The 23,238-nt window shown below is 72.7% G+C and carries 27 protein-coding genes and 2 pseudogenes; 17 read left to right on the top strand and 12 right to left on the bottom strand.

The features are described 5' to 3' along the window. Position 1 precedes the first annotated feature (1 nt). From N8I86_RS02165 to N8I86_RS02150, 4 genes are read left to right on the top strand one after another with little or no spacing between them, the layout of a single operon-like run. Positions 2 to 991 carry a GNAT family N-acetyltransferase gene (locus tag N8I86_RS02165; RefSeq protein WP_263276919.1) on the top strand — a complete coding sequence of 330 codons (990 nt, stop codon included), beginning with the start codon at positions 2 to 4 and terminating at the stop codon, positions 989 to 991. Then, positions 988 to 2,328: an ABC transporter substrate-binding protein gene (locus tag N8I86_RS02160; protein ID WP_263276918.1), complete on the top strand. Its 1,341-nt coding sequence runs from the start codon at positions 988 to 990 to the stop codon at positions 2,326 to 2,328. The genes N8I86_RS02165 and N8I86_RS02160 overlap by 4 nt, the downstream gene beginning before the upstream one ends. Further along, positions 2,322 to 3,284 carry a carbohydrate ABC transporter permease gene (locus N8I86_RS02155; RefSeq protein WP_073896053.1) on the top strand — a complete coding sequence of 321 codons (963 nt, stop codon included), beginning with the start codon at positions 2,322 to 2,324 and terminating at the stop codon, positions 3,282 to 3,284. The genes N8I86_RS02160 and N8I86_RS02155 overlap by 7 nt, the downstream gene beginning before the upstream one ends. After that, on the top strand, positions 3,281 to 4,150 hold the full coding sequence (locus N8I86_RS02150; protein WP_073896055.1) for a carbohydrate ABC transporter permease: 870 nt from the start codon (positions 3,281 to 3,283) through the stop codon (positions 4,148 to 4,150). Before N8I86_RS02155 ends, N8I86_RS02150 begins: the two co-directional genes overlap by 4 nt. A 3-nt stretch (positions 4,151 to 4,153) precedes the next feature. Here N8I86_RS02150 and N8I86_RS02145 read toward each other — a convergent pair whose 3' ends face one another. Both N8I86_RS02145 and N8I86_RS02140 read right to left on the bottom strand, forming a co-directional pair. After that, positions 4,154 to 4,897, bottom strand: coding sequence for a response regulator (locus tag N8I86_RS02145; protein WP_263276917.1), 744 nt, complete (start codon positions 4,895 to 4,897; stop codon positions 4,154 to 4,156). A 145-nt stretch (positions 4,898 to 5,042) separates the two neighbouring features. Continuing rightward, entirely contained in the window at positions 5,043 to 5,699 is a 657-nt protein-coding gene (locus tag N8I86_RS02140; protein WP_263276916.1) for a CBS domain-containing protein, read from the bottom strand. A gap of 211 nt (positions 5,700 to 5,910) precedes the next feature. Between N8I86_RS02140 and N8I86_RS02135 the strand changes: the two genes are divergently transcribed. The 4 genes from N8I86_RS02135 (at position 5,911) to N8I86_RS02120 (ending at position 9,603) form a co-directional block, all read left to right on the top strand. Beyond that, complete coding sequence (locus N8I86_RS02135) at positions 5,911 to 6,825, top strand: universal stress protein (RefSeq protein ID WP_263276915.1); 915 nt, start codon at positions 5,911 to 5,913, stop codon at positions 6,823 to 6,825. 23 nt (positions 6,826 to 6,848) lie between these two features. Beyond that, positions 6,849 to 7,751, top strand: coding sequence for a universal stress protein (locus N8I86_RS02130; RefSeq protein ID WP_073896062.1), 903 nt, complete (start codon positions 6,849 to 6,851; stop codon positions 7,749 to 7,751). Between the two features lie 85 nt (positions 7,752 to 7,836). Next, the gene (locus tag N8I86_RS02125; RefSeq protein ID WP_263276914.1) at positions 7,837 to 8,907 is read left to right on the top strand and encodes a zinc-dependent alcohol dehydrogenase family protein; all 1,071 of its coding nucleotides are present in this window, start codon (positions 7,837 to 7,839) and stop codon (positions 8,905 to 8,907) included. 21 nt (positions 8,908 to 8,928) lie between these two features. Next, positions 8,929 to 9,603 carry a helix-turn-helix domain-containing protein gene (locus tag N8I86_RS02120; RefSeq protein ID WP_073896066.1) on the top strand — a complete coding sequence of 225 codons (675 nt, stop codon included), beginning with the start codon at positions 8,929 to 8,931 and terminating at the stop codon, positions 9,601 to 9,603. A gap of 88 nt (positions 9,604 to 9,691) precedes the next feature. On the opposite strand, the gene N8I86_RS02115 is transcribed toward N8I86_RS02120, so the two are convergent. Then, positions 9,692 to 10,150, bottom strand: a complete 459-nt coding sequence (locus N8I86_RS02115) for a pyridoxamine 5'-phosphate oxidase family protein (RefSeq protein ID WP_263276913.1) — start codon at positions 10,148 to 10,150, stop codon at positions 9,692 to 9,694. A 343-nt stretch (positions 10,151 to 10,493) separates the two neighbouring features. Between N8I86_RS02115 and N8I86_RS02110 the strand changes: the two genes are divergently transcribed. Together N8I86_RS02110 and N8I86_RS02105 are read left to right on the top strand one after the other, a co-directional pair. After that, on the top strand, positions 10,494 to 12,212 hold the full coding sequence (locus tag N8I86_RS02110) for a GAF domain-containing sensor histidine kinase (protein WP_073896786.1): 1,719 nt from the start codon (positions 10,494 to 10,496) through the stop codon (positions 12,210 to 12,212). A gap of 345 nt (positions 12,213 to 12,557) precedes the next feature. Beyond that, complete coding sequence (locus N8I86_RS02105) at positions 12,558 to 13,241, top strand: CBS domain-containing protein (protein ID WP_263276912.1); 684 nt, start codon at positions 12,558 to 12,560, stop codon at positions 13,239 to 13,241. A gap of 156 nt (positions 13,242 to 13,397) precedes the next feature. Here N8I86_RS02105 and N8I86_RS02100 read toward each other — a convergent pair whose 3' ends face one another. After that, a complete protein-coding gene (locus N8I86_RS02100) occupies positions 13,398 to 14,051 on the bottom strand; it encodes a CBS domain-containing protein (protein ID WP_263276911.1) in 654 nt (217 codons plus the stop codon). An 86-nt stretch (positions 14,052 to 14,137) separates the two neighbouring features. After that, on the bottom strand, positions 14,138 to 14,596 hold the full coding sequence (locus tag N8I86_RS02095; RefSeq protein WP_263276910.1) for a cyclic nucleotide-binding domain-containing protein: 459 nt from the start codon (positions 14,594 to 14,596) through the stop codon (positions 14,138 to 14,140). Between the two features lie 241 nt (positions 14,597 to 14,837). On the opposite strand from N8I86_RS02095, the gene N8I86_RS02090 reads away from it, so the two are divergent. The 3 genes from N8I86_RS02090 to N8I86_RS02080 all read left to right on the top strand — a co-directional run bounded on the left by N8I86_RS02090 (position 14,838) and on the right by N8I86_RS02080 (position 17,464). Further along, positions 14,838 to 16,202, top strand: a complete 1,365-nt coding sequence (locus N8I86_RS02090; RefSeq protein WP_263276909.1) for an MBL fold metallo-hydrolase — start codon at positions 14,838 to 14,840, stop codon at positions 16,200 to 16,202. Positions 16,203 to 16,388: 186 nt separating this feature from the next. Beyond that, on the top strand, positions 16,389 to 16,721 hold the full coding sequence (locus tag N8I86_RS02085) for a rhodanese-like domain-containing protein (protein WP_263276908.1): 333 nt from the start codon (positions 16,389 to 16,391) through the stop codon (positions 16,719 to 16,721). Next, positions 16,718 to 17,464, top strand: coding sequence for a sulfite exporter TauE/SafE family protein (locus N8I86_RS02080; RefSeq protein WP_263276907.1), 747 nt, complete (start codon positions 16,718 to 16,720; stop codon positions 17,462 to 17,464). Before N8I86_RS02085 ends, N8I86_RS02080 begins: the two co-directional genes overlap by 4 nt. A gap of 21 nt (positions 17,465 to 17,485) precedes the next feature. On the opposite strand, the gene N8I86_RS02075 is transcribed toward N8I86_RS02080, so the two are convergent. Then, positions 17,486 to 17,773: a metal-sensitive transcriptional regulator gene (locus N8I86_RS02075; RefSeq protein WP_073896789.1), complete on the bottom strand. Its 288-nt coding sequence runs from the start codon at positions 17,771 to 17,773 to the stop codon at positions 17,486 to 17,488. Positions 17,774 to 17,854: 81 nt separating this feature from the next. Here N8I86_RS02075 and N8I86_RS02070 point away from each other — a divergent pair. The 3 genes and pseudogenes from N8I86_RS02070 (at position 17,855) to N8I86_RS02060 (ending at position 19,624) form a co-directional block, all read left to right on the top strand. Next, positions 17,855 to 18,432, top strand: a pseudogene (locus N8I86_RS02070) (rhodanese-like domain-containing protein). 221 nt (positions 18,433 to 18,653) lie between these two features. Further along, on the top strand, positions 18,654 to 18,944 hold the full coding sequence (locus tag N8I86_RS02065; protein ID WP_073896085.1) for a hypothetical protein: 291 nt from the start codon (positions 18,654 to 18,656) through the stop codon (positions 18,942 to 18,944). Positions 18,945 to 19,066: 122 nt separating this feature from the next. Next, the gene (locus N8I86_RS02060) at positions 19,067 to 19,624 is read left to right on the top strand and encodes a DUF4383 domain-containing protein (protein WP_073896087.1); all 558 of its coding nucleotides are present in this window, start codon (positions 19,067 to 19,069) and stop codon (positions 19,622 to 19,624) included. A 49-nt stretch (positions 19,625 to 19,673) separates the two neighbouring features. On the opposite strand, the pseudogene N8I86_RS02055 reads toward N8I86_RS02060, so the two are convergent. Further along, positions 19,674 to 19,834, bottom strand: a pseudogene (locus N8I86_RS02055) (IS5/IS1182 family transposase); the annotation flags it as partial. 35 nt (positions 19,835 to 19,869) lie between these two features. On the opposite strand from N8I86_RS02055, the gene N8I86_RS02050 reads away from it, so the two are divergent. Further along, positions 19,870 to 20,346 (top strand): hypothetical protein, encoded by a 477-nt coding sequence (locus N8I86_RS02050; protein ID WP_263276906.1) that lies wholly within the window; start codon positions 19,870 to 19,872, stop codon positions 20,344 to 20,346. 196 nt (positions 20,347 to 20,542) lie between these two features. On the opposite strand, the gene N8I86_RS02045 is transcribed toward N8I86_RS02050, so the two are convergent. The 5 genes from N8I86_RS02045 to N8I86_RS02025 all read right to left on the bottom strand — a co-directional run bounded on the left by N8I86_RS02045 (position 20,543) and on the right by N8I86_RS02025 (position 23,226). After that, the gene (locus N8I86_RS02045) at positions 20,543 to 20,992 is read right to left on the bottom strand and encodes a hypothetical protein (protein WP_263276905.1); all 450 of its coding nucleotides are present in this window, start codon (positions 20,990 to 20,992) and stop codon (positions 20,543 to 20,545) included. Positions 20,993 to 21,171: 179 nt separating this feature from the next. After that, entirely contained in the window at positions 21,172 to 21,399 is a 228-nt protein-coding gene (locus N8I86_RS02040) for a hypothetical protein (RefSeq protein WP_263276904.1), read from the bottom strand. Positions 21,400 to 21,481: 82 nt separating this feature from the next. Then, on the bottom strand, positions 21,482 to 21,661 hold the full coding sequence (locus N8I86_RS02035) for a DUF6480 family protein (RefSeq protein ID WP_073896093.1): 180 nt from the start codon (positions 21,659 to 21,661) through the stop codon (positions 21,482 to 21,484). Positions 21,662 to 21,700: 39 nt separating this feature from the next. Then, entirely contained in the window at positions 21,701 to 21,928 is a 228-nt protein-coding gene (locus N8I86_RS02030; protein WP_073896095.1) for a hypothetical protein, read from the bottom strand. Positions 21,929 to 22,077: 149 nt separating this feature from the next. Beyond that, positions 22,078 to 23,226, bottom strand: a complete 1,149-nt coding sequence (locus N8I86_RS02025) for a MerR family transcriptional regulator (protein ID WP_263276903.1) — start codon at positions 23,224 to 23,226, stop codon at positions 22,078 to 22,080. Between the last annotated feature and the right edge of the window lie 12 nt (positions 23,227 to 23,238).

The raw sequence follows: 23,238 nt of genomic DNA, 5'->3' as shown, positions 1-23,238 counted from the left end.
GATGACCGAGCAGAGCGACCGCACCACGCCCGGCCGGGCCGGGGTGCGCGGCTTCCAAGCGGGTGACGGGCCGCGACTGGTGGAGGCGTGGTGCCGCAGTGCCCCCGCCGATCCCCTCACCCCGGACCGCTTCCGTTCGTCGGTGCTGCTGGACGCCAACTTCGATCCCGAGGGGCTGCGGATCGCCGTCCACGAGGACCGCCTGGTCGGCGCCGCCTACGCCGTGCGCCGCCTGACGCCGATGACCGGCACCGACCTGGAACCCGAGCAGGGCTGGATCCCGTTCTTCTTCGTCGACCCCGCCGCCCGCGGGCAGGGACTCGGCCGCCGGCTGCTGACGGACGCGCTCGACTGGCTGCACGGTCACGGCCGTACCCGGGTGGACTTCTCGTCGTACACCCCGCACTACATCCTGCCCGGCCTGGACGCCGAGACGTATCCGCAGGCCGCCGGGCTCCTCGAGTCGCTGGGCTTCCGCACCCTGTACGAGGCGGCGGCCATGGACCGCGGCCTGGTCGGCTACCGCCTGCCGGAGGAGGTCGCACTCCGCCTGGACGAACTCCGGTCACTGGGCCACCGGTTCGGCACCCCGTCCGACGACGACCTGGTGGAACTGCTCGCGCTCGCCGGGAACCACTTCAACCCCGACTGGGCCCGTGCGATCCGCGAGTGCCTGGCCGCGGGAACGCCGCTCGACCGGATCGTCTGCGTCCGGGACCCGGCGGGCCGCCTCGTCGGCTGGGCCATGCACGGCGCGTACGCATCGGCCGACGAGCGGTTCGGTCCCTTCGGTGTGCTGGAGGAGACGCGCGGCACCGGGCTGGGCAAGGTCCTGCTCCACCTGGTCCTGGAGCGGATGCGGGCGCGCGGCGCGCACTCCGCGTGGTTTCTGTGGACCGGGGAGCGGTCCCCGGCGGGTCAGCTGTACCGCAAGAGCGGCTTCGCCACCACCCGGGTCTTCCGCGTCTTGCGCCGGGAGGCCGCACGATGAGACCACCACACCGCGGCAGCGGCCCGAGCCGTCGGCACTTCGCCCTCGCGCTCCCCTCGGCGCTGCTCACCGCCGGATGCGCCGCACCGCACCGGGGCACCGGGCGTCCCGGTGACCCGATCGTCCTCACCCTCCTCTCCCACTACACGAGCGGAGAGCTCAAGGAAGCTCTGCAGAGCCCGGTCGACGAGTGGAACGCCTCGCACGACCGGGTCAAGGTGCGGACCGAGGCGGTCGAGTTCACCGACCTCCTGACCACGTTCATGGTCCGGCAGGCCGCCGGGCAGGGCGCCGACATCCTCCACCCCTACTGCCTGTGGAACGGCCAGCTAGTCCAGGCAGGCGTCCTGCGACCCGCCCCGCCCGAGCACGCCGAGGAGATCCGACGCGGATACGGAGCGGCCGCCGTCCGCTCCGCGTCGATCGAGGGCAGGATCTACGGCTATCCCACCGAGGTGCAGACGTACGCCCTCTACTACAACAGACGACTGCTCCGCGAGGCCGGGATCACCCGTCCTCCGCGCACCTGGCGGGAGTTGGAGGAGACGGCCCACCGCACCGCCGTGCGCGACCGCTACGGCAACACGCTCATCCAGGGTTTCGGGCTGTCGACCTACGACGACTCCACCACCGTCGGCCAGACACTCGCCCTGCTCAACGCCGCCGGCGGTACCTTCGTCTCCGCGGACGGCAGGAGCACCGCCATCAACTCGCCCGCCGGCCGGGCCGTGTTCGATCTGGAGCACCGCCTCGTCGCCGAAGGGGCGAGCGCCCCCGGCATCAACGTCTACAAGGCGTTCGCGTCCGGGCAGGTGGCCATGGTGATCAGCGCCGGCTGGTGGACCGCCAACCTCAAGTCCCTGATGGGCAAGGCCTATCGGGACGTCGGGGTCGCACCCGTGCCCGTCCCCCGCATCGGTGACACGAACGCCACGCTCTCCACCGGCTTCATGCTCGGCGTCAACGCCGCGGCCCGACACCCCCGGGAAGCCTGGGACTTCCTGCGCTGGCTCAACACCGACAGGACGGGCGCGGGCCGCACCGCACAACACACGACAGCGACCAGGATGAGCTCCCTGCAGGTCTCGGTCGGGTCCCTGACCGGCCGCGCCGACGACATGCACGTCCTCCTCGGCCGGGGCGGTGACCCGAACCTGCGCCCCTTCCTCGACGCGCTGGCGTACTCGGTGCCCGAGCCGAACGGCCCTGGCGCCCAGCAGGCCAAGTCGCTGCTGCGCAAGAACATCGAGGCGCTGTGGACCGGCCAGCAGTCGGTCGACGAGGCCCTGCGCACCACCCGCCGGCAGGTCGACCAGGAGGTGTCGCGCTCATGGTGAACACTCTGGCGCCGGAGACGACCGGGCGGCCGGCGCACACCCCGGCCGCCACCGAGCCCGCCGTCGACGGCCGCAGCCGGAGCCGACGCCGTCAGGCCACGGTCGCGTACCTCTTCCTGGCGCCGACGCTGCTGTTCTTCGCCGTCTTCCTGATCCTGCCGCTCGGCTTCGCGCTGCTGCTGTCGACGTCCCGCTGGGCCGGGTTCGACCTCGGTGACATCGATCCGGTGGGCCTGGACAACTTCACCGGCCTCTTCGCGGCCGGATCGACGTTCCTGGCACCGATCCTCACCAACACCCTGCTGTTCGCCCTGGGCACCGTGACCCTCGCCCTCGCCGGCTCCCTGCTCGTCGCCACCTGCATCGACAAACTCCGCCTCCAGGGCCTGTGGCGCACCCTGTACTTCCTCCCGATCGTCACCACCGTCGTCGCCGTCGGCAACGTGTGGAAGTACATGTACGAGCCGGGCGGTCTGGTCAACGGCGTCCTCAACGCCCTCGGTCTCGGCTCGGTGGCCTTCCTCCAGGACCCCGACACCGCCCTGCCCTCGGTCGTCGTCGTCCAGGCGTGGGCCTCGGTGGGCTCGGCGATCCTCGTCCTGACCGCCGGACTGAAGTCCGTCCCCGAGTCGTACTACGAGGCCGCCGCTCTCGACGGGGCCGGACCCGTCACCGTCTGGTGGAAGATCACGCTGCCGCTGCTGCGCCCCTCCCTGCTGTTCGTGTGCGTCACCCAGTTCCTCACCGGCCTGCAGTCGTTCGCGCTGATCATCGTGATGACCAAGGGCGGCCCGGGGGACGCCACCAACGTGGCCGCGCTGGAGATGTACCGGCAGGCCTTCTCGTACGGCGACTGGGGCACCGCGAGCGCCGCCGCCTTCGTGCTGTTCGTGGTGGTCCTCGCGGTCACCCTGGTGCAGCTGTGGATCTTCAGGCGCAAGGGAGAGGACGCATGACCCGCCGCCGGTTCCCCTGGTTCTCCTACCTGCTGGTCGTGACCGGCGCCGTGCTCACGGTGGTGCCGTTCCTCGACATGGTGATGACGTCCTTCAAGGGGCCCGGTGAGTCCGGCACGCTGCCGTACCACTTCCTGCCCGAGGCCTTCGACCTGTCCAACTACCGTGCGGCGGTCGACCAGCTCGACCTGCCGGTGCTCTTCCGCAACAGCGTCGTCGCGACCGCCGTGATCACCGGCTCGGTCCTGCTCACCTCGTCGCTCGCCGGCTACGCGCTGGCCAAACTGCACTTCCCCGGACGGGACTTCGTCTTCCGGCTCGTGCTGTCGACGATGATGTTCCCGCCGTTCCTCTTCTTCGTCCCGCACTTCCTGATCCTGGTGCACTGGCCGCTGGCGGGCGGCAACGACCTCTTGGGCCGCGGCGGCGCCGGGCTCACCGTCAGCATCGTGGCGCTGTCCGTGCCGTTCCTCGTCAACGGCTTCGGGATCTTCCTGATGCGGCAGTTCATGGTCGCCATCCCGGACGAGGTGCTGGAGGCGGCCCGCATCGACGGTGCCGGGGAGTTCACCGTGTGGTGGCGGATCGTGGTGCCGCAGACCAAACCGGTCATGGTGACACTCGGACTGCTGACCTTCGTGGACGCCTGGAACGAGTACATCTGGGCCCTGCTGGTGTCGACGGCCAACCCGGACGTGATGACACTCCCCGTCGGCATCCAGCTCCTCCAGGACTACGTCGACCCCACCCGCACGATGCCCATCGTCATGGCGGGCCTCGTCCTGAGCATCCTGCCGGTCCTGGTCCTCTTCCTGCTGCTGCAGAAGTACTACATCCGCGGCGTCATGCTCAGCGGCCTCAAATAGCGGTCACCGGGACATGCGGTCCCGCGCCTGATGGGCGTCACCAACGCGCCGTACGTCGTGCGGGTCGGCTTGGTGGGTGTCCAGCTGGGAGGCGAGGACCGCCGCCTGGACCCGGCGCTGCACGCCGAGTTTGGCCAGCAGCCGCGAGATGTGGTTCTTGACGGTCTTCTCCGACAGGAACAGCCGCTTGCCGATCTCACGGTTGGTCAGACCGTCACCGATGAGTGCGAGGATGTCCCGCTCCCGCGGCGAGAGGCCGGCCAGCTCCGGAGGCAGCGACGGGGCCGCGGCCGGGTCCGTGCGCAGGGAGCGCATCAGCCGGGCGGTCGTCGCCGGATCGAGCATCGACTGCCCCGACGCCACCGTGCGCACCGCCGACACCAGGTCCGAGCCCTTGATCTGCTTCAGGACGTATCCGGCCGCGCCGGCCATGATCGCGTCCAGCAGCGCCTCCTCGTCGTCGAACGAGGTCAGCATCAGACACGCCAGCCCGGGCATCCGGTCGCGCAGTTCCCGGCAGACCGAGATGCCGTCGCCGTCCGGCAGGCGCACGTCGAGGACGGCCACGTCGGGGCGCAGCGCCGGGCCCCGGGCGAGGGCGTGCTCGGCGGTGTCCGCGTCGCCGACCACGGAGATGTCCGGTTCGGCGTCGAGAAGGTCCGACAGGCCGCGCCGCACCACCTCGTGGTCGTCGAGCAGGAACACACGGATCGGGTGCTGCTCGCTGAAGACGCGCGTCTCGGTCATGGCGATCCCACGTTTCGCGGACGACGACAGCCTGCCGACTGCCCCTTGCGGACCGATCATCGCCGGTCGGTGCCGGTGGCACCAGGGCCGACCGGCCCCCGTCACCCCGTGGCCGCGGCCCGTCGGCGCCGCAGTCGCCGCGCGGCTAGTGCGCCACCCTGTCGTGGGCCAGGTCGAACTCCACGTCCACCACCCCTTCGACGGCCCTGACCAGCCGCGCCGCCACGGGGACGAGGGCGGTGTCGCGGATCCTGCCGGTCAGCGTCACGACCCCGTCGTGCACCTCCACCCGCACGGCCGACGCCGGCGGCGGGAAGAGGTACACCGCGACCTCGCGCCGTACCTCCTCGGCGATGTCCTCGTCGTCGCGCAGGAACACCTTCAGCAGGTCGGCGCGGCTGACCACACCGGCCAGCATGTCGTCGTCGTCCACCACCGGCAGCCTCTTGACGCCCGCGCGCGCCATCACCCGCGCGGCCTCGGCGAGGGTGGCGTCGGCGTGGACCGTCACGGCGGGCGACGACATGAGGTCCCCGGCGGTGAGGGCATCGGCCTTCGCCACGTCGACGGGCCGGCGCAGCTCCAGATACGCCCGGTCGGGGCCGTCCCGCAATTCCTCCTTCGGCAGCAGGTCGGCCTCGGACACCACGCCGACCACCCGGCCCTCACCCTCGATCACGGGCAGGGCGCTGACCCGCCAGTCCTGCATCAGATGCACGACCTCCTTGAACGGGGCCCGGCGGCCGACGGCGGCGACCGTCAAGGTCATCACGTCACTGACGATGTGCGGGAAGCCGTGCATGGTCACTCCACAAGCGCCTCGACGATGTCCGGCTCCTTCCAGGGTGGGCCGAGAACCCGGAAGGTGCCATGGGCCGCCCGGCCCCCGCCCCGCCCGCCGGCTTCCGCGCCACGGCGGGCCGATCGGCCCCGATGGGGCCGTGTGGCCCCTGATCCCGCCGCCCGCCCGGGCGCCACGCTGGTGTCGGACGCCGACCCGGGAGGTGGAGACCATGGCGCCGACCGTCACCGTGGGCCTCGACGACGCGCCCGAGAGCCGGGCCGCGGCCGAGTGGGCGGCCCGCGAGGCGCTTCTGCGCCGTCTGCCTCTCAAGATCGTGCTCGTCCTGGAGCCGTCGCCCAGGAGGGTGGCCCGGACACCGCTGCTGGACCTGGAGAGGTACCGGCAGTGGGCCGAGCGGACGGCACAGGAGTCCGCCGAGGGCATCCGGCTCCGCCACCCCGGCCTCGACGTGACCGCCGAAGTGCTCACCGGGACCGTGTCCGACGTCCTGTGCGAGGTCGCGGGCCACGCCGAGCTGCTGGTACTGGGTTCGCGAGGCCTCGGCCGGCTCGGCGGCCACCTCGTCGGCTCGGTCGCCCTCGCGGTCGTCGCCCGCGCCGAGCGCCCGGTGGTGCTGGTGCGCGCGGGGGAGGGGGCCGCCGACGAACACCGACCGGACCCGGCGGGCGTGCCCTCCGCGGCGGCGCCCTTCCGGCCCGTGGTCCTCGGCCTCGACCTCGACCGCCCGGACGGCACGCTCATGGAGTTCGCCTTCGACGCCGCCGCACGCCGCCGAGCGCCCCTGCGGGCGGTCCACGCCTGGCCCGAGCCGCCGACCTCCTTCCACGATCCGGACGACGTTCCCGGTGACGTCGACGTCCACGACTCGCTCGAACGCGGGCAGGCGGCCCTGCTGACCAAGACGCTCCATCCGTGGCGGCAGAAGTTCCCCGACGTCGAGGTGATCGAGGCGAGCCGGTCCGGCAGCGCCGCACAGGTCCTCGTCGCCGCCTCCCACGACGCCTCGCTGGTGGTCGTCGGCCGGCGTGTGCGCACGGGCCTGTTCGGCTCCCACATCGGTCACGTCACCCAGGCCGCCCTCCACCACATCGCCGCGCCCGTCGCGGTCGTCGCGCACGGATGACCGGCCCCGAGGAGTGAGAAGCCATGAGCGCAGCATCCGCACATGCCTTCGGCGAACCCCTGGACCTTCCGCTGGTCGTCGGCGTCGACGGCTCCGAGCCGAGCCTGCGCGCGGTGGACTGGGCCGCCGACGAGGCCGCCCTGCGCGGCGCCTCGCTCCGCCTGGTGCACGCCTCGCTGTGGGAGCGCTACGAGGGCGTTTCCCCCGCCGCCGACACCGAGGAGCCCTCCGAGGAGCTGATGGCCGAGGACGTGGTCGGGGCCGCGGAACGGCGCGCCCACCGCCGGCAGCCCGGCGTCAAGGTCTTCACCGACGTGCTGCCCGAGGAGCCGGAGTACGCCCTGACCCGGGAGAGCCGCTGCGCCCTCCTGCTGGTCCTCGGCCGTCGTGGCCGCAGCGGCATGGCCGAGGCGCTTCTCGGCTCGGTCGGCGTCGCGGTGGCCGGCCACGCCCACTGCCCGGTGATCGTGCTGCCCGCGAACCAGGCCGGCCAGGGCCGCCCGCGCCGGATCGTCCTGGGGGTGGGCGACAGCCCCGCGGGCTCGGCCGCCGTGCGGTTCGCGGCCGAGGAGTCCCTGCTGCGCGGGGTCCCGCTGGAGGCCGTACGGGCGTGGCGCCGACGGCACCCGTACGCGCCGCACGCACATCCGCCGACCGCCGACGGGCCGGCCCGGCCGCAGGAGCGACAGGCCATGGACCTCGTGGAGCAGGCCCTGCACGACTCTCCGGCCTTCCCGGGGGCGCGACACCGTACGGTCGAGGGCCGCGCCCAGGACGTCCTGCCGGCCGCCGCGCACGGAGCCGACCTGCTCGTCGTCGGCGCCCGGCGCCGCCAAGGCCATTTCGGGCAGCAGCTGGGCCGGGTCGCCCAGGGGGCGCTCCACCACGCGGACTGCCCCGTCGCCGTCGTACCCGAGCCGGTCTGAGACGGGGACCGGACCCGGCGCCGTGACGGTCCCGCACCCGTCCCGCCGACCATGGACAGCACACCGGAACAGGGTGAGGAACAGCATGAAAGGCTTCGTCTTCCACGGTCCCGGACAGGCGTCCTGGCAGGACGTCCCGGATCCGGCCGTCAAGGAACCCACCGACGCGATCGTGCAGGTCGGCGCCGTGACCATCTGCGGAACGGACCTCCACATCCTCAAGGGCGACGTCCCCGAGGTCCGCCCCGGCACAGTCCTCGGCCACGAAGCCGTCGGTGAGATCGTCGAGGTCGGCGGCGACGTGCGGACCGTACGCCCCGGCGACCGGGTGCTGGTCTCCTGCATCACCTCGTGCGGACGGTGCCGGTTCTGCCGGGACGGCTCCTACGGCCAGTGCCGTGGCGGCGGGGGCTGGATCCTCGGCCACCTCGTCGACGGCACCCAGGCCGAGTACGTCCGGGTGCCGCACGCCGACCTCTCCGTCCACCCCCTGTCCGCCTCCGTGCCCGGTCAGGACGCCGTCCTGCTCGCCGACATCTTCCCGACGTCGTACGAGGTGGGTGTGCTCAACGGGCAGGTGCGTCCCGGGGACACCGTGGCCATCGTCGGGGCGGGCCCCATCGGACTCGCGGCCATCGCCACGGCACGTCTGTTCGCGCCCGAACGGATCATCTCCGTCGACCTGGCCCCGGCCCGGCTGGCGGCCGCCCATCGCCTGGGCGCCGACGCCGTGGCGGACGCGCACGAGGACCCCGGCCAGCTGGTCGCCGATCTGACCGGCGGTCTCGGCGCCGACGTGGTGATCGAGGCGGTCGGTGTGCCGGAGAGCTTCGAACTGTGCACCCGTATGGTCCGGCCCGGCGGCCACGTCGCCAATGTCGGTGTCCACGGCGGACCGGCCACGCTCCACCTCGAGGAGCTGTGGATCAGGAACGTGACCATCACCACCGGCCTGGTGGACACCTACTCCACCCCCACCCTGCTCCGGATGGCCGCCGCGGGGCGGCTGCCGACCGGGCAACTCGTCACCCACACCTTCCCGCTGGACCACATGGAGGAGGCCTACGAGGTCTTCGCCGGGGCCGCGGACACCGGGGCGCTGAAAGTCGTGCTCGGTCCGGTGCAGCACGCGGAAGTGGCCGTTCCCGCGGCCTGATCGAGAAGGAGCGTGACGGCCATGACCGAACGGACGAGCGCGCACACGACGACGGAGGCGCCCCTCGGCGACCTGGGCCGCCGCCTGGCCACCCGGCGCGCCCGCCTCGGCCTGACGCGCGGGCAGACCGCCGCACGGGCCGGCATGGACGCCGGCTACCTCCGCTACCTGGAGGAGCACCCCGGCGCCGCCCCCGGCACCGGGGTGCTGCACCGGCTGGCCGACGCGCTGGAGACCACCGTCACCGAGCTGACCGGCGGCGCCCTCGACACACCGCCCGGCTCCGGACGCGCGGCCCGCGAACCCCGCCTCACCGAGCTGAGCGCGGCCGAGTGCCAGGCGCTCCTGGGTTCGCACGGAGTGGGAAGGCTCGCGGTCCCCACCGGCTCGGGGCCGGAGATACTGCCGGTCAACTACAGCGTCGTGGACGGGGCGATCGTGTTCCGGACCGCGGCGGGCTCTCCCGCAGCGCCGGCCGACGGCCGCCGGGTGGCCTTCGAGGTCGACCGTATCGACGACGCCTTCAGCCAGGGCTGGAGCGTCCTGGTACGCGGGGTCGCGCGCACCGTGACGGACCCCGAGCGACGGCGCCGCTACGCCGAACGGGCACACAGCAGGCCGTGGGCGGGCGGTGTGCGCGAGGTGTGGATCCGGATCGAGCCCGACGTCGTCTCGGGGCGCCGGATCACCGTGTGAGCGCGGTGGTACGAGGACGCGACCGTCCGGCACTCGTACGGCCGCACCGTGGACGCGCGGGGCACCTGGACGCGGCACCCGCCGGGTGTCAGCCGGGGGCCGGCGCGGTCTCGCCGGCCCCCGCCAGGCGGACCCCGGCGACCAGCTCGGGGCGGATGCGCACCGCCTGGTCCATGCCCTCGGAGGGGACCCAGGGCTGCAACAGTGCCTGGATGCGGGCCAGTTCGGACGGATCGGTCACCAGGCGGGCGTAACCGGTGACGACCACGCTCCAGCCGAGATGTGTGTCGGGGTCGATGACGTCGGCCTCGTACGCCACGACGACGCCCGCGCCGTCGGCCTCCTGAGCGTGTGCCGTCAGTGCCGCGCCCTCATGGGTGCGGATGACGATGTCCCCGCCGTCCAGCACGTGGTTGACGGGGCGGACGGTGGGCAGGGCCTGCCGGGTGAAGACGATCCTCCCCAGGGACACGCTGCCCAGCAACCGCAGCGCCTCGGCGGAGTCGAGGTCGATACGCCGGCGCACCGGGTCGTGGTGAGGAGTCATGGCCTGCTTCTCCAGGAGGGGGGCAACTGTCCGGCCGGCAGCGCCCGTTGCTCCGCGAGCTGCCCTGCCGGGGCCCGGTCGCGGAGACCGAGGCGTGCTGCGGGCGGAGCGACACCGCGGGGGATCGGCGCCGCTCCTGACCTCACTGTCGTCCACGGCGCACGCGCCCTCCAGTGCCGGTCGGACCTGATGGGGGGCCGTACGTCCCGCCGACGGGGCGGCCGGGCCGGACCGGCGGGTCCCGCTCGGGGCGGCCGCGCTGCCGGACACCACCGGCGAAGGCTACTGTGGCAGTGACCCCGACAGTCCACCCTTCGCGCGCGAGGGGACACGGAGGCACGTGGTGGCACACCCGGAGGAGTCCCGCGTTCGGCTGCCGCAGCTCAAGCTGGACGAGTTGCTGGAGGAACTGCAGGCCCGGATCAACGCGGCCAGGGGCACGCAGAAGAGGGTGCACAGCCTGCTGGAGGCGGTGCTCTCCGTCGGCCGGGAACTGGACCTCGAACAGGCACTGCACTCCATCGTGGAGGCGGCCGCCGTGCTCGTCGACGCCGAGTACGGCGCCCTGGGCGTCATCGGCCCCGACGGACGATCCCTGTCGGCCTTCCACACCGTGGGCGTGAGCGAGGCGAGGATCGCCGAGATCGGCCCCTTCCCGGAGGGACACGGCATCCTCGGCGAGGTCATCCGGCACCCGGCGCCCCTCCGGCTGGAGAAGATCGCGCAGCACCCGGCCTCCTACGGCTTCCCCGCCCACCATCCGCCCATGAACACCTTCCTGGGCGTGCCGATCCGGGTCCGTGACCAGGTCTACGGCAACCTCTACCTGACCGAGAAGCGGGGCGGCGCGCAGTTCGACGAGGAGGACGAGTCGGTGCTGTCGACGCTGGCCGTGGCGGCGGGCGTGGCCATCGACAACGCCCGGCTGTACGAGGACTCGCGGCTGCGCGAGCGCCGGCTGCTGGCGAACGCCGAGATCAGCCACAGTCTGATGTCCGGCAGCGGACGAGCCGAGGCCCTGAAGCTGATCGCCGAACGAGCCCGCGAGCTCATGGGCTCGGCGCTGGCGGCGGTGGCGATCCCGCTGGGCGCGGAGGCGTCCCTCAGCGTGGAGATCGCCGTCGGCATGGACGCGGACGCGCATCGCGGACTGGTGCTGCCCAGTTCCGGCACGCTGATGGGCCTCGCGTTCGCCGCCGCCGCGCCGGTCGCCTCCGAGGACGTGCAGCGGGACGAGCGTGTCTCCCCGGAGCCGCCGCGCTTCGAAGGGCTGGGCCCTGCCGTCGCCGTGCCCATCGGCACCGGGGAAGGCGGTGCCCGGGGCGTGGTGCTGGTGGCGCGGGAAGCCGGGCGGCCGGTGTTCTCGGGCAAGGAGACCGAGATGTTGCAGGGGTTCGCGGCCCAGGCCGCCATCGCGATGGAGCTGGCCGACCGACGGGAGGACGCCGAGCAGATCGCGGTGCTCCAGGACCGCGACCGTATCGCCCGGGACCTGCACGACCTGGCCATCCAGCGGTTGTTCGCCACGGGCATGACCCTGCAGAGCGCGGGACGTTTCATCGAGCACCCGGAGGCCGCCGAGCGGGTGCTGCGGGCCGTGGACGACCTGGACGAGACCATCAAGATCATCAGGTCGGCCATCTTCGGGCTGCGCTCCCGCACGCCGGGAGCCGACGACGGGCTGCGGGCCCGGGTCATGCGCGTGGTGGGGGAGGAGACACCCGTGCTCGGATTCCCGCCCAGTGTGCGCATGGAGGGCCTGCTGGACACCGATGTCCCACGCGAGATCGCCGACCACGTCGTGGCCGTCCTGTCCGAGGCACTCACCAACATCGCCCGTCACGCGCACGCCGGCCGGGCCCAGGTCGTCCTGACGGCCGGCGGCCGGGAGGTGTCGCTGACGGTGTCGGACGACGGCGTGGGCATTCCGCCCGGCGGCCGGCGCAGCGGGCTGCGCAACATGGCCGAGCGGGCGGAACAGCTGGGCGGGCACTTCGACACGTCCCGTCCGGACGCGGGTGGGGCCACCCTGCGCTGGCGGGTTCCCCTGCCCGACGCCTAGGGCCTGTCGTTTGGATCACGCCGGCGTCGCGGGGCGTGGCACGCGCATCTGCGGCGTTGTCGTCGGTTGTCGACGCTCCGCGTCGCCGCCCTCCTCCGCCTTGCAGCTGCACGCACCACGCCCCGCTCGGGTCGGCCGACAAGGCACCGTGGGCCAGACCGGCCTGATCCAAACGACAGACCCTAGCCGGGGGCGTCGTACCCCGTGGTCCGGCGGAGGGCGCCAGGGCACCGCCGAGCCGGTCGAAGGGCCCGCGGGACGGGCCACTCGGCCCATGCCCCGCGACGACCGGCCGGCGCAGCCTGGAGGTGTGGCAGAACGGCATCCAGCTCCTGGGAGGAAGCCATGACCGGCACCCCGACCGTCGTGGACGACGTGATGACCCACCGGGTGGTCGCCCTGCGCACGGGAGCGGCGTTCAAGGAGATCGTGCGCACCATGCAGGAGTGGGGGGTCAGCGCCCTGCCGGTCCTCGACGACGGCGCCCGGGTCGTGGGCGTGGTCTCCGAGGCCGATCTGCTGCCGAAGGAGGAGTACAGCGAGGGCGGTCTCGACCCGTACGAGCGGGTACGGCGTCTCGCCGACGTCCGCAAGGCGATGGCCGTGACCGCGGGCGACCTGATGACCGCGCCCGCCGTCACCGCGGCGCCGGACTCCACCCTCGCGCACGCGGCGCGGGTCATGGCCCGCAGCGGGGTCAAGCGGCTGCCGGTCGTGGACCACGACGGGGTGCTGAAGGGCATCGTCAGCCGGTCCGACCTGCTGAAGGTCTTCCTGCGGGACGACGCCGACATCGCGGAGGACGTCCGTCGCGAGGTCGTGGACCGGCTCTTCGGCGCGCACGCGGCAAGGGTGCGGGTCGAGGTGAGCGAAGGCGCGGTCACGCTCACCGGCCGGGTCCGGGAAACGGCGCTGGTTCCCCTCGCCGCGCACCTCACGCGGGCCGTGCCCGGGGTGGTGGACGTGCGGTGCGCGCTGACCGGGCCGCCCCGGCGCCCGGATCTGGACCCGGACCTGCCGGATCCGTAGCGGTCCACCCCGGTACGGCACCGGTAGCCGGCGCCGAAGGCCGGCAGCAGCGGGCCGGGCCCGGTCCGGTACCGGTAGCCGGTCCCATTCAGTGGGTCGCGTACGGTCCGACCGGAGGGGGCGACCGCCGGAGACCGGCGTTGGGGGAGCGGGGCGTCAGCCGACGTCCTCGGCGGTGAGATGACACTCCACGCCCACGACGCCCTCCACGCCCCGGACGAGACGCGTGGCCAGCGGAACGCGGGCAGCGTCCTCGACGCGCCCGGTCAGGACGACCACGCCGTCGGTCACCACGACGTGCACGGGTTCGACCGGTGCGGGGAAGAGGACGTCGAGGATGTCCCGGCGGATCTCGTCGGCGAGTTCGTCGTCCGGGCGCAGGAACACCTTCAGCAGGTCACCACGGCTGACCACGCCTTCGAGCATGCCTTCCGCGTTCACCACGGGCAGCCGTTTGACGTGTCGGAGGGCCATGATGCGCGCGGCCTCGGCGAGACCGGCGTCCGCGTGGACGGTGACGGCCGGTGCGGTCATCAACTCCTCGGCGCAGGCGGCGCCGGCCTTGGCGAGGTCGGGCAGCCGCCGCAGTTGTGTGAGGCGGTCAGGGTCGCTGTCCCGGAACTCCTCCTTGGGCAGCAGGTCCGCCTCCGAGACCACCCCGATCACCCGGCCGTCGCCCTCCAGCACCGGCAGCGCGCTGACCTGCCACTGGTACATGCGCTCGACGATGTCCTTGAACAGGGCCCTGCGGCCCACCGCCACGGCGGCACGCGTCATCACGTCACCGACCCGGTGCGGACTGCCGTCCATCCTGTCCTCCTCGCACTCTCGTGGCCGCGTGTCCCGGCGCTGTCGGGCCGAGCGCCCTCGCCTTCCCGGGCCGGTCGGACGTGCGCTCAGGCCGGGTCTCCGCTGCCGTACGGGGCGTAGAGATCGAGCAGCCGGACGCGCGAGGCGTGCAGTCGCTGGGCGATTACGCGTCCCACCCAGACGGCGATGGACCGGCCGAACTCGGCGTCCGCCGAGCACAGGGCGCGTACCTCGTCCGCGTCGAACTCCCAGGCCCGTACGGGGCTCATCGTCTCGGCGCCCAGGTGCCAGATGCACGGCGGGAAGTGCCAGGACCAGCCGACCAGTTCGCCGTGGCCGAGGGTGTCTATGACGGCGGGCCTCCGTCCGGGCACGTGCAGGTCGAGGGCGACGGTGCCGGTGCGCACGATCCAGAAGCGGTTCGCGCGGCGGCCCTCCTCGAACAGACGGGTACCGGCGTCGAAGGAGACCTCGCGGGCGAGGCGCATCAGCTGTTCGCGGTGCACCAGCTCGAGAGCGGTCGTCATGGTGGTGGCGGAGGTCATCGCACCGGCTCCCTTCGTGCGGTTGTGGTCTCAGGGTGCGGGTCCGCTCGCCCTGGCACCACGGGCCGCCCGGACCCGGTCGGGGGCTCTTCGGCCCATGCTCCGGAGCCGCTAGCCGCTTCCGAGCACCTCGCAGTTGTCCGGAGGTCCCTGCCGACCGCTATCAAAAATACCCCCGGGGGTACTCATGCTACGGTCGACACATACCCCGGGGGGTAATTTCTCAGGGAAGGAGAGACGCGTGTTCTTCGTCGACACGATCGAGCTGGCCGGACTCGGCAACCGCAGCTACCTGGCCGGCGGTGAGCGGACGGCCGTGGCCGTCGACCCGCCGCGTGACATCGACCAGGTGATCGCGGCGGCGGCTCGGCGCGGGGTGCGGATATCCCACGTCGTCGAGACCCATGTCCACAACGACTACGTCACCGGCGGCCCGGAACTGGCCCGCGTCACCGGCGCCGCCTACCTCGTGCCCGCCGCGGCCCGGGTCGCCCACCGGCACACACCCGTCCACGACGGGGAACGCCATGAGATCGACGCCGCCGCCGGCCTCGTGCTGCGGGCGCTGGTGACGCCCGGCCACACCCCGCACCACACCTCGTACGCGCTGGAGGAGGACGGGACGGCCGTCGCCGTGTTCACCGGCGGCTCGCTGCTCGTCGGCACCGTCGGCCGGCCCGACCTGGTCGAACCGCGCCTGACGCACGATCTCGCCAGGGCCCAGCACGCGTCCGCGCACCGCCTGGCGGCCGAGCTGCCGGACGACACGGCGGTGCTGCCCACCCACGGGTTCGGCAGCTTCTGCTCCTCCGGCCGGGCCGCGGGCGAGGCCACCACGATCGGCAGGGAGAAGACCTCCAACGAGGCACTCACCCGGGACGTGGACACCTTCGTCGCCGACCTGCTCGCCGGTCTGGACGACACCCCCGCCTACTACGCCCACATGGCTCCGGCCAACGCCGAGGGGTCCGCGCCCGTCGACCTGACCACGCCCCCCACGGCCGACGCCGACGACATCGCCGCCCGGCTGGCCGCCGGCGAGTGGGTGGTCGACCTGCGCAACCGGGTCGCGTTCGCCGAGGGGCACGTCGCCGGTTCCTTCAACTTCGAGGCCGAGGGGCAGCTCGCCACCTACCTGGCCTGGCTGATCCCGTGGGGCAAGCCGGTGACCCTGCTCGCCGAGTCGGCCGCTCAACTCGCGGCCGCCCAGCGCGAGCTGGTCCGCGTCGGCATCGACCGCCCGGCCGCGGCGGCCACCGGAGAGCCGTCGAGCTGGACACGCGACGGCGAGACGCCGGCCGCTTTCCCGCGGGCCACGTTCGCCGACCTCGCCGATCACCCGCGCGAGGGCATCGTCGTCCTGGACGTCCGCCGGACCGCGGAACGGTCCACGGGCTTCATCGAGGGTTCCGCGCACATCCCCGTCCACTCCCTGCACCGCCGCGTGCACGAGGTCCCCGACGGGCAGGTGTGGGTGCACTGCGCGGGCGGTATGCGCGCCGCCATCGCCGCCTCGCTGCTGGACGCCGCGGGACGGGACGTCGTCGCCGTGGACGACTCCTTCGCCGCCGCCGAGAAGGCCGGGCTGACCGTCCGCACGCGCTGAGGGCCCGCGGCTGAGTGCCCGCGGCCCCGTACGGTCCGCATCCGCTGGCGGCCCGCGGTCCTGCACGGTCGCACACGCCGGCGGCCTGCGGTCCCGCACCTCACGTTCACGCACCCCACCACCGACGACGGCCGCCACCTTCCGCCGTACTGCCCACCGACAAGATCCACAGAAGTGAGAACCATCATGAGCCTCTTCGGGCGCAGCCCGCGGGGCGGAAACACCGGGACCGCCGTCCTGCTCGACATACGCGAACCCCACGAGTGGCAGGCCGGGCACGCCCCCGGCGCGGTCCACCTGCCCCTCTCGGCACTCGCCGGCGGCGACGGGCTGCCCGCGGCGGCGCGATCACGGTCCGTCGTGGTGATCTGCCGCTCGGGCAACCGCTCGCGCCGGGCCGCCGAGCTGCTGCGGGACCGGGGCGTCGAGGCCGTCGACGTCATCGGCGGTATGCGCGACTGGGCCGGGGCCGGCCCGCCGGTCGTGGACGCGCGGGGCGGGCACGGGGCCGTCGCATGAGCGCGCTGTTCCTCGCCCTGGCCGGCGGAGCCGTCATCGGTCTGGCCCTCGGGGCGCTGGGCGGCGGTGGCAGCGTCCTCGCCGTCCCCGCCCTGATCTACCTGCTGGGATTCACCCCCGTGGCGGCCACCACGGCAAGTCTCGTCATCGTCACCCTCACCTCGGCCACCGCCCTCACCGCCCACGCGCGCGAAGGGCACGTCCGCTGGCGTACGGGACTGCTGTTCGCCGCGGCGGGCATCGGCCCGGCGTTGCTGGGCGGCGCGCTCGCCGGACATCTGCCGGCGGCCGTGCTGACCGTCGCCTTCGCCGCGGTCGCGGCGGCCGCAGCGATACGGATGCTCCGGCCGCACACCGCGACGGACGACGTCGTCGCCGTACGACCGGGACCGGCGGCGACCGCCGGAGGGGGCCTCGGCGCGGTCACCGGCATCCTGGGCGTGGGCGGCGGATTCCTCGCGGTCCCGGCCCTGGTCGACGTCCTCGGCATGCGGATGCGCGAGGCCGTGGGCACCAGCCTGCTCGTCATCACCGTCAACGCCCTGGCCGCCCTGACCATGCGCGCCGGTACGGCCGACGGTCTGGACTGGACCGTCGTAGGGCCGTTCGCCGGGGCGGCGGTCCTGGGCGCCTGGGACGGCAAGCGGCTGTCCGCGAAGCTGTCCGGCCGAACCCTTCAGCGGGCCTTCGCCCTCGCCCTGCTGGCGGTGGCCGGCTTCATGCTCGTGGACGCGATCACGTGAGGGAGCGGCGACCCGCTTCCCTCACGCCAGCGACAGGAAGAGCTTCTCCAGCCGCGCGCGCATCGCCTCCGTGTCCTCACCGTTCTTCCGGCCGGACTCGATGTCGGTCACGCACTGCTGCAGTCCCGTGGCGATGATCGCGAAACCGGCTCGGTCCAGGGCCCGTGAGGCGGCCGCCAGCTGCGTGATGACGTCCTCGCAGTCCCGCCCCTCCTCGATCATCCGGATCACACCGGAGATCTGACCCTGCGCCCGCCGCAACCGGTTCAGCACTGCCTTCAGGGACGCGCCCTCAAGCTCCAGTTCCACCATCACTCCTCAAGACATACCCCTAGGGGTACTGTACGTCCCGGTTCGGGACGGCGACGAACAGCAAGGATCACCTCTGCCATGACCACCCCTCTCGTCCTCGACCCCGCCGAGGCCGCCGCCCGGCTCCCCGAACTCACCGTCGTCGACGTGCGAACCCCCGGCGAGCACGCCGCCGGACACCTGCCCGGCGCGCTCAACATCCCGCTGGACCGGATCCGGACCGCCCTGCCGGAACTCCGGCGGGCGGCCGAGCGCGGCGAGCTGCTGCTGGTGTGCGCCTCCGGGGCCCGTTCGGACACCGCCCGCAAGCTCCTGGCCGAGGCGGACGTTCCGGCGGCCTCCTCGCCGGCGGCACCGGCGCGTGGGCCGGCGAGGGCCGCGAGCTGCACCGGCCCGTCGCCTGTGACACCCGAGCCCGCTGGAGCATGGAGCGCCAGGTGCGCCTCACCGCCGGCGCGGCCGTGCTCCTCGGCCTGCTGCTCGCGCTGTTCGTGCACCCGGCCTTCCAGATCCTCTCCGCGGGTATCGCGGGCGGTCTCGTCGTCTCCGCGGTCACCGACACCTGCGGTATGGCCGCCCTGCTGGGCAGGCTGCCCCACAATCGCCCGCGTCCGGCGGACCTCGCCGCGACCCTCGCGGCACTGCGCAGCGGCTGACCGGGCAGGGCGCCGGACGACACGGATCGCCCGCCACGCCCGGATCCGGGGGCCATCGGACCCCGGAGAGGCCGTTCGGCGACATGACAGGCGCGGTCCGCCGGGTGAGCCTGAAAGGGCACGGCGCCTCCGCCGTCGCCGCCAGCGGCACGGGGAGTGCCGCTGCCCGAAGCCACCGGGCTCCGGCGTGAGCCGGGCACCCGCACAGAGAGGCTGATGTCATGGTCTGGGCATCATGGACCACCCCCGGCGTCTTCACCGGCCGGGGCGGCGCACTGACCGACGAGGCCGGGGTCGTCACCGGCGACCTGACCGTCCACACCACGTGGGACGGCAAGGAGGCCCAGGTGAAGGTCCAGTACACCGGCACCCTGGACTGGTTCACCCTCACCGGGAGCCCGCTGCCCTGCGGCTCCGAGCAGCACAGCCGCGAGCTGCACCAGGCGGCCGTGGAAGCGGTCAAGGCGGGCGGCGCCTCCCTCGCGCAGCCCCGCACGAGCACCGCTCGTTGATTCGATCAGGACTGCATCCTTTCGCCGGATTCGACCGGAACTGTCTCTGGCGGTGGGGCGTACCCGACATCCGGGGTGACCGCTCCGCCACAGACCCTGTCCGCCGTAGGGAAGGATGCGTCATGAGGCTTCGCGACGAGATGCCCGTGGACCACAGGCTCGCAACGGTCTACCGGTACGGCGCCGGACTGTGCGGAGTGATCCTGCTGGTCTTCGGCTGTCTGGGCTTCGCCGACGAACTGCGCCCGTTCGACACCGCCGGGACCGACGTCGCCGGAATGTCGACCAACGGACTGCTGAGCCTGATCTCCGTGCTCTTCGGGGTACTGCTGATCGCAGGCGCGGTGATCGGGGGCAACATCGCCTCGGCGCTCAACATGACGGTCGGCGCGCTGTTCCTGCTCAGCGGCTTCGTCCACCTCTTCATCCTCGACCGGCCGGCGAACATCCTCGACTTCGGCCTGACGAACGTCCTCTTCTCCTTCGCCATGGGCCTGCTCATCGCGACCTTCGGCATGTACGGCCGGGTGTCGGGCGGGCTCCCGCACGACAACCCGTACTGGCGCCGCCGGCACGCGCGGGAGGCCGCACAGGAGTCCCTCGCCGCCCGCCGCAGGCAACGCGCCCAGGGAATCCTGGCCGGCCCCCAGGAAGCGACCTCCGCCCGTCCCCGCGGCTGAGTCGGGCAATCGGCGGTCGGTGTCGAAGCCCTGGAGCACGAGGCGCCGGCAACGGCCGGTCTTGGAGTGGCGCACCCCACGGCCGGCCCTTGCGTACGGGTCGACACCCTCCCGCCGCAGCGCTTTCATCAGGTTGCAGAACTGACGTGCGCTCAGGCCCGTGAACGGGGTTGTCCAGGACGGCTTTGACGCCGTGATCACACCAGCCAGCGCGAGATCGTCTCAAGGACCGACGTCATGGGACGATGATCGTCATGTCAGGTCAGGTCTGGGTGTCACTCATATCGTTGGGCGGCGTTGTGCTCGGCGGCATGTTGTCCTACCTCGTCCAGCACAGGACTCAGCGGTCAGCGGAACGCGCTGAACGGCAACGGCAGCAGATCGCGTTGTCGGAAACCCGGCGCGCGGAGCGGCTGGCACTGCTGGAGCGGTTCATCGAAGTGTCGGCAGAGGCGGAACGCTGCGCGTACACCCGGCCTTCCGACTGGGAAGACACCGACACCTGGTACCTCACGACCCGGGATGTGATGTACCGCTTCTGGGTCGCGGACCGGCTCATCCGCATCCAGTTCCCCCCACCGGTGCATGACGCCGCACACGCACACTTCCTGGACCTCAACCGGACCGTCTGGGAAGGCTTGCCCGATGGCGAGAGCGTGCGGGACTACCTGGAGGGCAATCGGTCGGCGTTTCTCGACGCGGCCCGCGCCGTCATGGGGTAGCCCACCACAGAGGTCCGGACATCTCTTGTGGGACACTCATCGTCACCCTGAGAGTCCGACTTCGGGCTCGGCGCCCTGAGCTAGGCCGCGCTCCGGGACATCGACATGCCGTGACGGCCGCAGGTCGAGCGGTTCGTTTGACGCGCCATATGTAACGCCCCGCCCGGCGAGGGTCGTCCGCTTCAGCCGGCGGGCGTCAGTGATAGGCGGCGATCATGGCAGCGAGGAATATCGCCGTTGACGCCATGAGCGCCGGAACGCGGAAGCGCTTCCAGGCGGCGAGAGCCAGGCACCCCGACCAAGCGGCGCCGGTGAGGGCGACGGCCGACCACCCGCTCGCCGCGCCGACGGCGAGGGGAATGGGGGCCAGGAGAACCGTCGACGGGATGATGACGAGCCTCGGTCTTATGTCCAGGTGCTTGTAGGTGACGGCGAGCACGAGCAGGGTGACCGTGAGGATGAGGGGCAGTGCCGTCAGGTTCCACCAGGTGATGCAGGCGATGTCGCTGTCCCGGCAAGTCCGAGTGCTGCGGCGGTTGGCCCAGGAGAGGTAGCTCCGGGCGCCGGTGGCCAGAATCGCCCCGGTGGCAGCTGCGCCCAGCACACGCGGCAGAGCTGGGTGGGGAGGCGCCGAAGAGGTGGTCATGGGGCCAGACTTGCCAAGAACCGGGTCGCGGGCATGAGTACCTGTACTCACACCTCAGCTGGTGTGGCCTGCCGGCCCAAGTGTGAGAAGCCCGAGGCAGCAGATGGTGAAGAGGGCGGAATCACGACGTGCGCTGAACCCCGGCACCCCGCTCCCGCCCCCGCCACGAACCCGAACCGCTACTGCCCCTGCCGCAGATACTGGGCGCCGCAGCTCCGGCAGAAGGACTCGGCCGCCTCCGTGCCCCAGGCCTCGGCGGGCCGGGTCTCGGAAGCGGGGTCGAGGTCGCGGCCGCACAGGGCACGGGCCTCGCCCGCCTCCGTCATGTGCCAGGTCGTGTCGCGGGCCTCGCCCGACCGTGGCGGCGTCGTGCCCTCCGCGTACTCCGCGCGCAGTTGGAATTCCACGACCGACCCTCGCTCTCCGTACCGCTGGTGACGTGCGGTCAGTCTCCCAAACCCCGGGCGCGGACGCCGCCCGCACCCGCGCTCAGAGGTCGATGACGCGAACCACGAAGAACGCGGCGACGAGCAGGCAGCCGAACACGATCAGGGACAACCAGACGCGCGGGTGTTCCCAGATACCGCCGTCGGGCCGCTCGGGGTGGGCCTCCGCCGTCGACCCTTCCACGGGGGGTGTCTCACCGGGAGGACGCAGTGACTCGGTCATGATCACTCCAGGATGGTGCGTTAGCTTCGGTCGGGCACCCTAGGCGGCCGGACGCCGCGGGTCTTCGTAGTTGGCCAGCGCGAGTCCCAGGGCGAAGAACGTCGGGGCCCACTCGCCGACGAAGATGCCCCAGCGGTCGGCGCGCTCCAGGTCCTCCGTCCTGCTGGAGGTGAGCCAGGAGACGAGCGACAGACCGATGGAGGCGGTCCCGGCCAGATAGGCGTGCTCGCTCGTGACGCCGGCGTCGTGCAGCTTCTTGACGATCATGGTTACTCCCGGTGCGGTGGGTGGGCCCGCGTCCCGTCGGGGCCGGACCGGCTCGCACGACGGGATGGAGCGGAAAGTCGTACATATTTCCGCCGCACTCGGGCGGTCGGATGCACCACCGCCTCACGGGACAGCCCCCGCGCGAGGCGTCAGGCCGTACCGTACGGCCCGTCACCGGCCAGCGCCGTCACCGCATCCCGCAGGCTCCGCGGGCGCCGTAGCTGCGTCTCGTGCTTGGCGGCACCCCAGCCCGGTCCGCAGACATGCACGGCCGTGTGCGTGCGGGCACCGCGCACACCCCACCGCGTGGCCGCGAGATGGCGGGCCAGCGCCAGGCTCGCGGTGGACCGGGACTGGGACCACAGGACCACCGCCGTGGATCCGATCCGCCGTACGGTGGCCACGAGGGCCTCGGCCGGCACGGCGCCGCCCAGCATGAGCACGGGCAGCCCCCGCTCCGCCAGCACGGCGCTCAGCGCCTCCAGCGGCAGGGTGTGCAACTCCCCGGGCATACAGGCCAGTACGACGGGGAGCGCGTCGCCGCTCCGACCCGGTGCCTGCGACGAGCGGACGTAGCAGTGCCGCAGCGTCGCGGAGACGTGCCAGGACAGCAGGTGCTCGACCTCGACGTACTGGTCACCGGCCGACTCCCACTTGCGGCCCACCGCGTGCAGCGCGGGCGCCAGGATCTCCTCCCAGGCCGTGATCAGCCCGTACGTCGTGACGGCCCGGGTCAGTTGTTCCTGCACCGCCACGGCGTCCAGCCGTACCGCGGCCCGTGCCAGACCTCGGCACTCCTGCCACACACTGCCGAGCGGCAGCCCACCGCCTGAGCGCCCCGCCCCGGTCCCTTCCAAGACTTCGCCGCTCCCGGAACCTTCGCCGCTCCCGTGACCTTCGGACACCCGCCCGCCGTCGGGCGGCCGTCCGGCAGGGGAGGGGCGCTCCGGGGACGACGCCTGTCCCGCCGCGGATTCTCCGGGCGGCCCGGGCTCCACGGCGGACCCGAGCGGCGTACCGGTGCCCTCCGGCACCGCGCGTCGCCTCGCGACCCTCGCCGCCTCGGCCGGTGGCACGCCGGCGGCGGTCATCCGGCACATGTCCTGCATCATGGCCACGTCGTCCGGCGACCAGCGACGGTGGCGTCCTTCCACGCGTGCCGCCGGGCCGAGCCCGTAGCGGCGGTCCCAGGAGCGCAGGGTCGTGGGGGAGACTCCGAGCTTGCGGGCCAGGAACCCGGTCGTCACGCCGGCTTCGTCGCCGGGGTGGCCACCGCTGTGCGGTTCGGTCGTAGTCATCGTCCGGCCTCC

The sequence above is a fragment of the Streptomyces albidicamelliae genome (genome assembly GCF_025642175.1).
GTDB classification, from domain to species: domain Bacteria; phylum Actinomycetota; class Actinomycetes; order Streptomycetales; family Streptomycetaceae; genus Streptomyces; species Streptomyces albidocamelliae.
The sequence above is the reverse complement of the archived record's forward strand: the minus strand, read 5'-3'. Positions and strand labels throughout refer to the sequence as shown.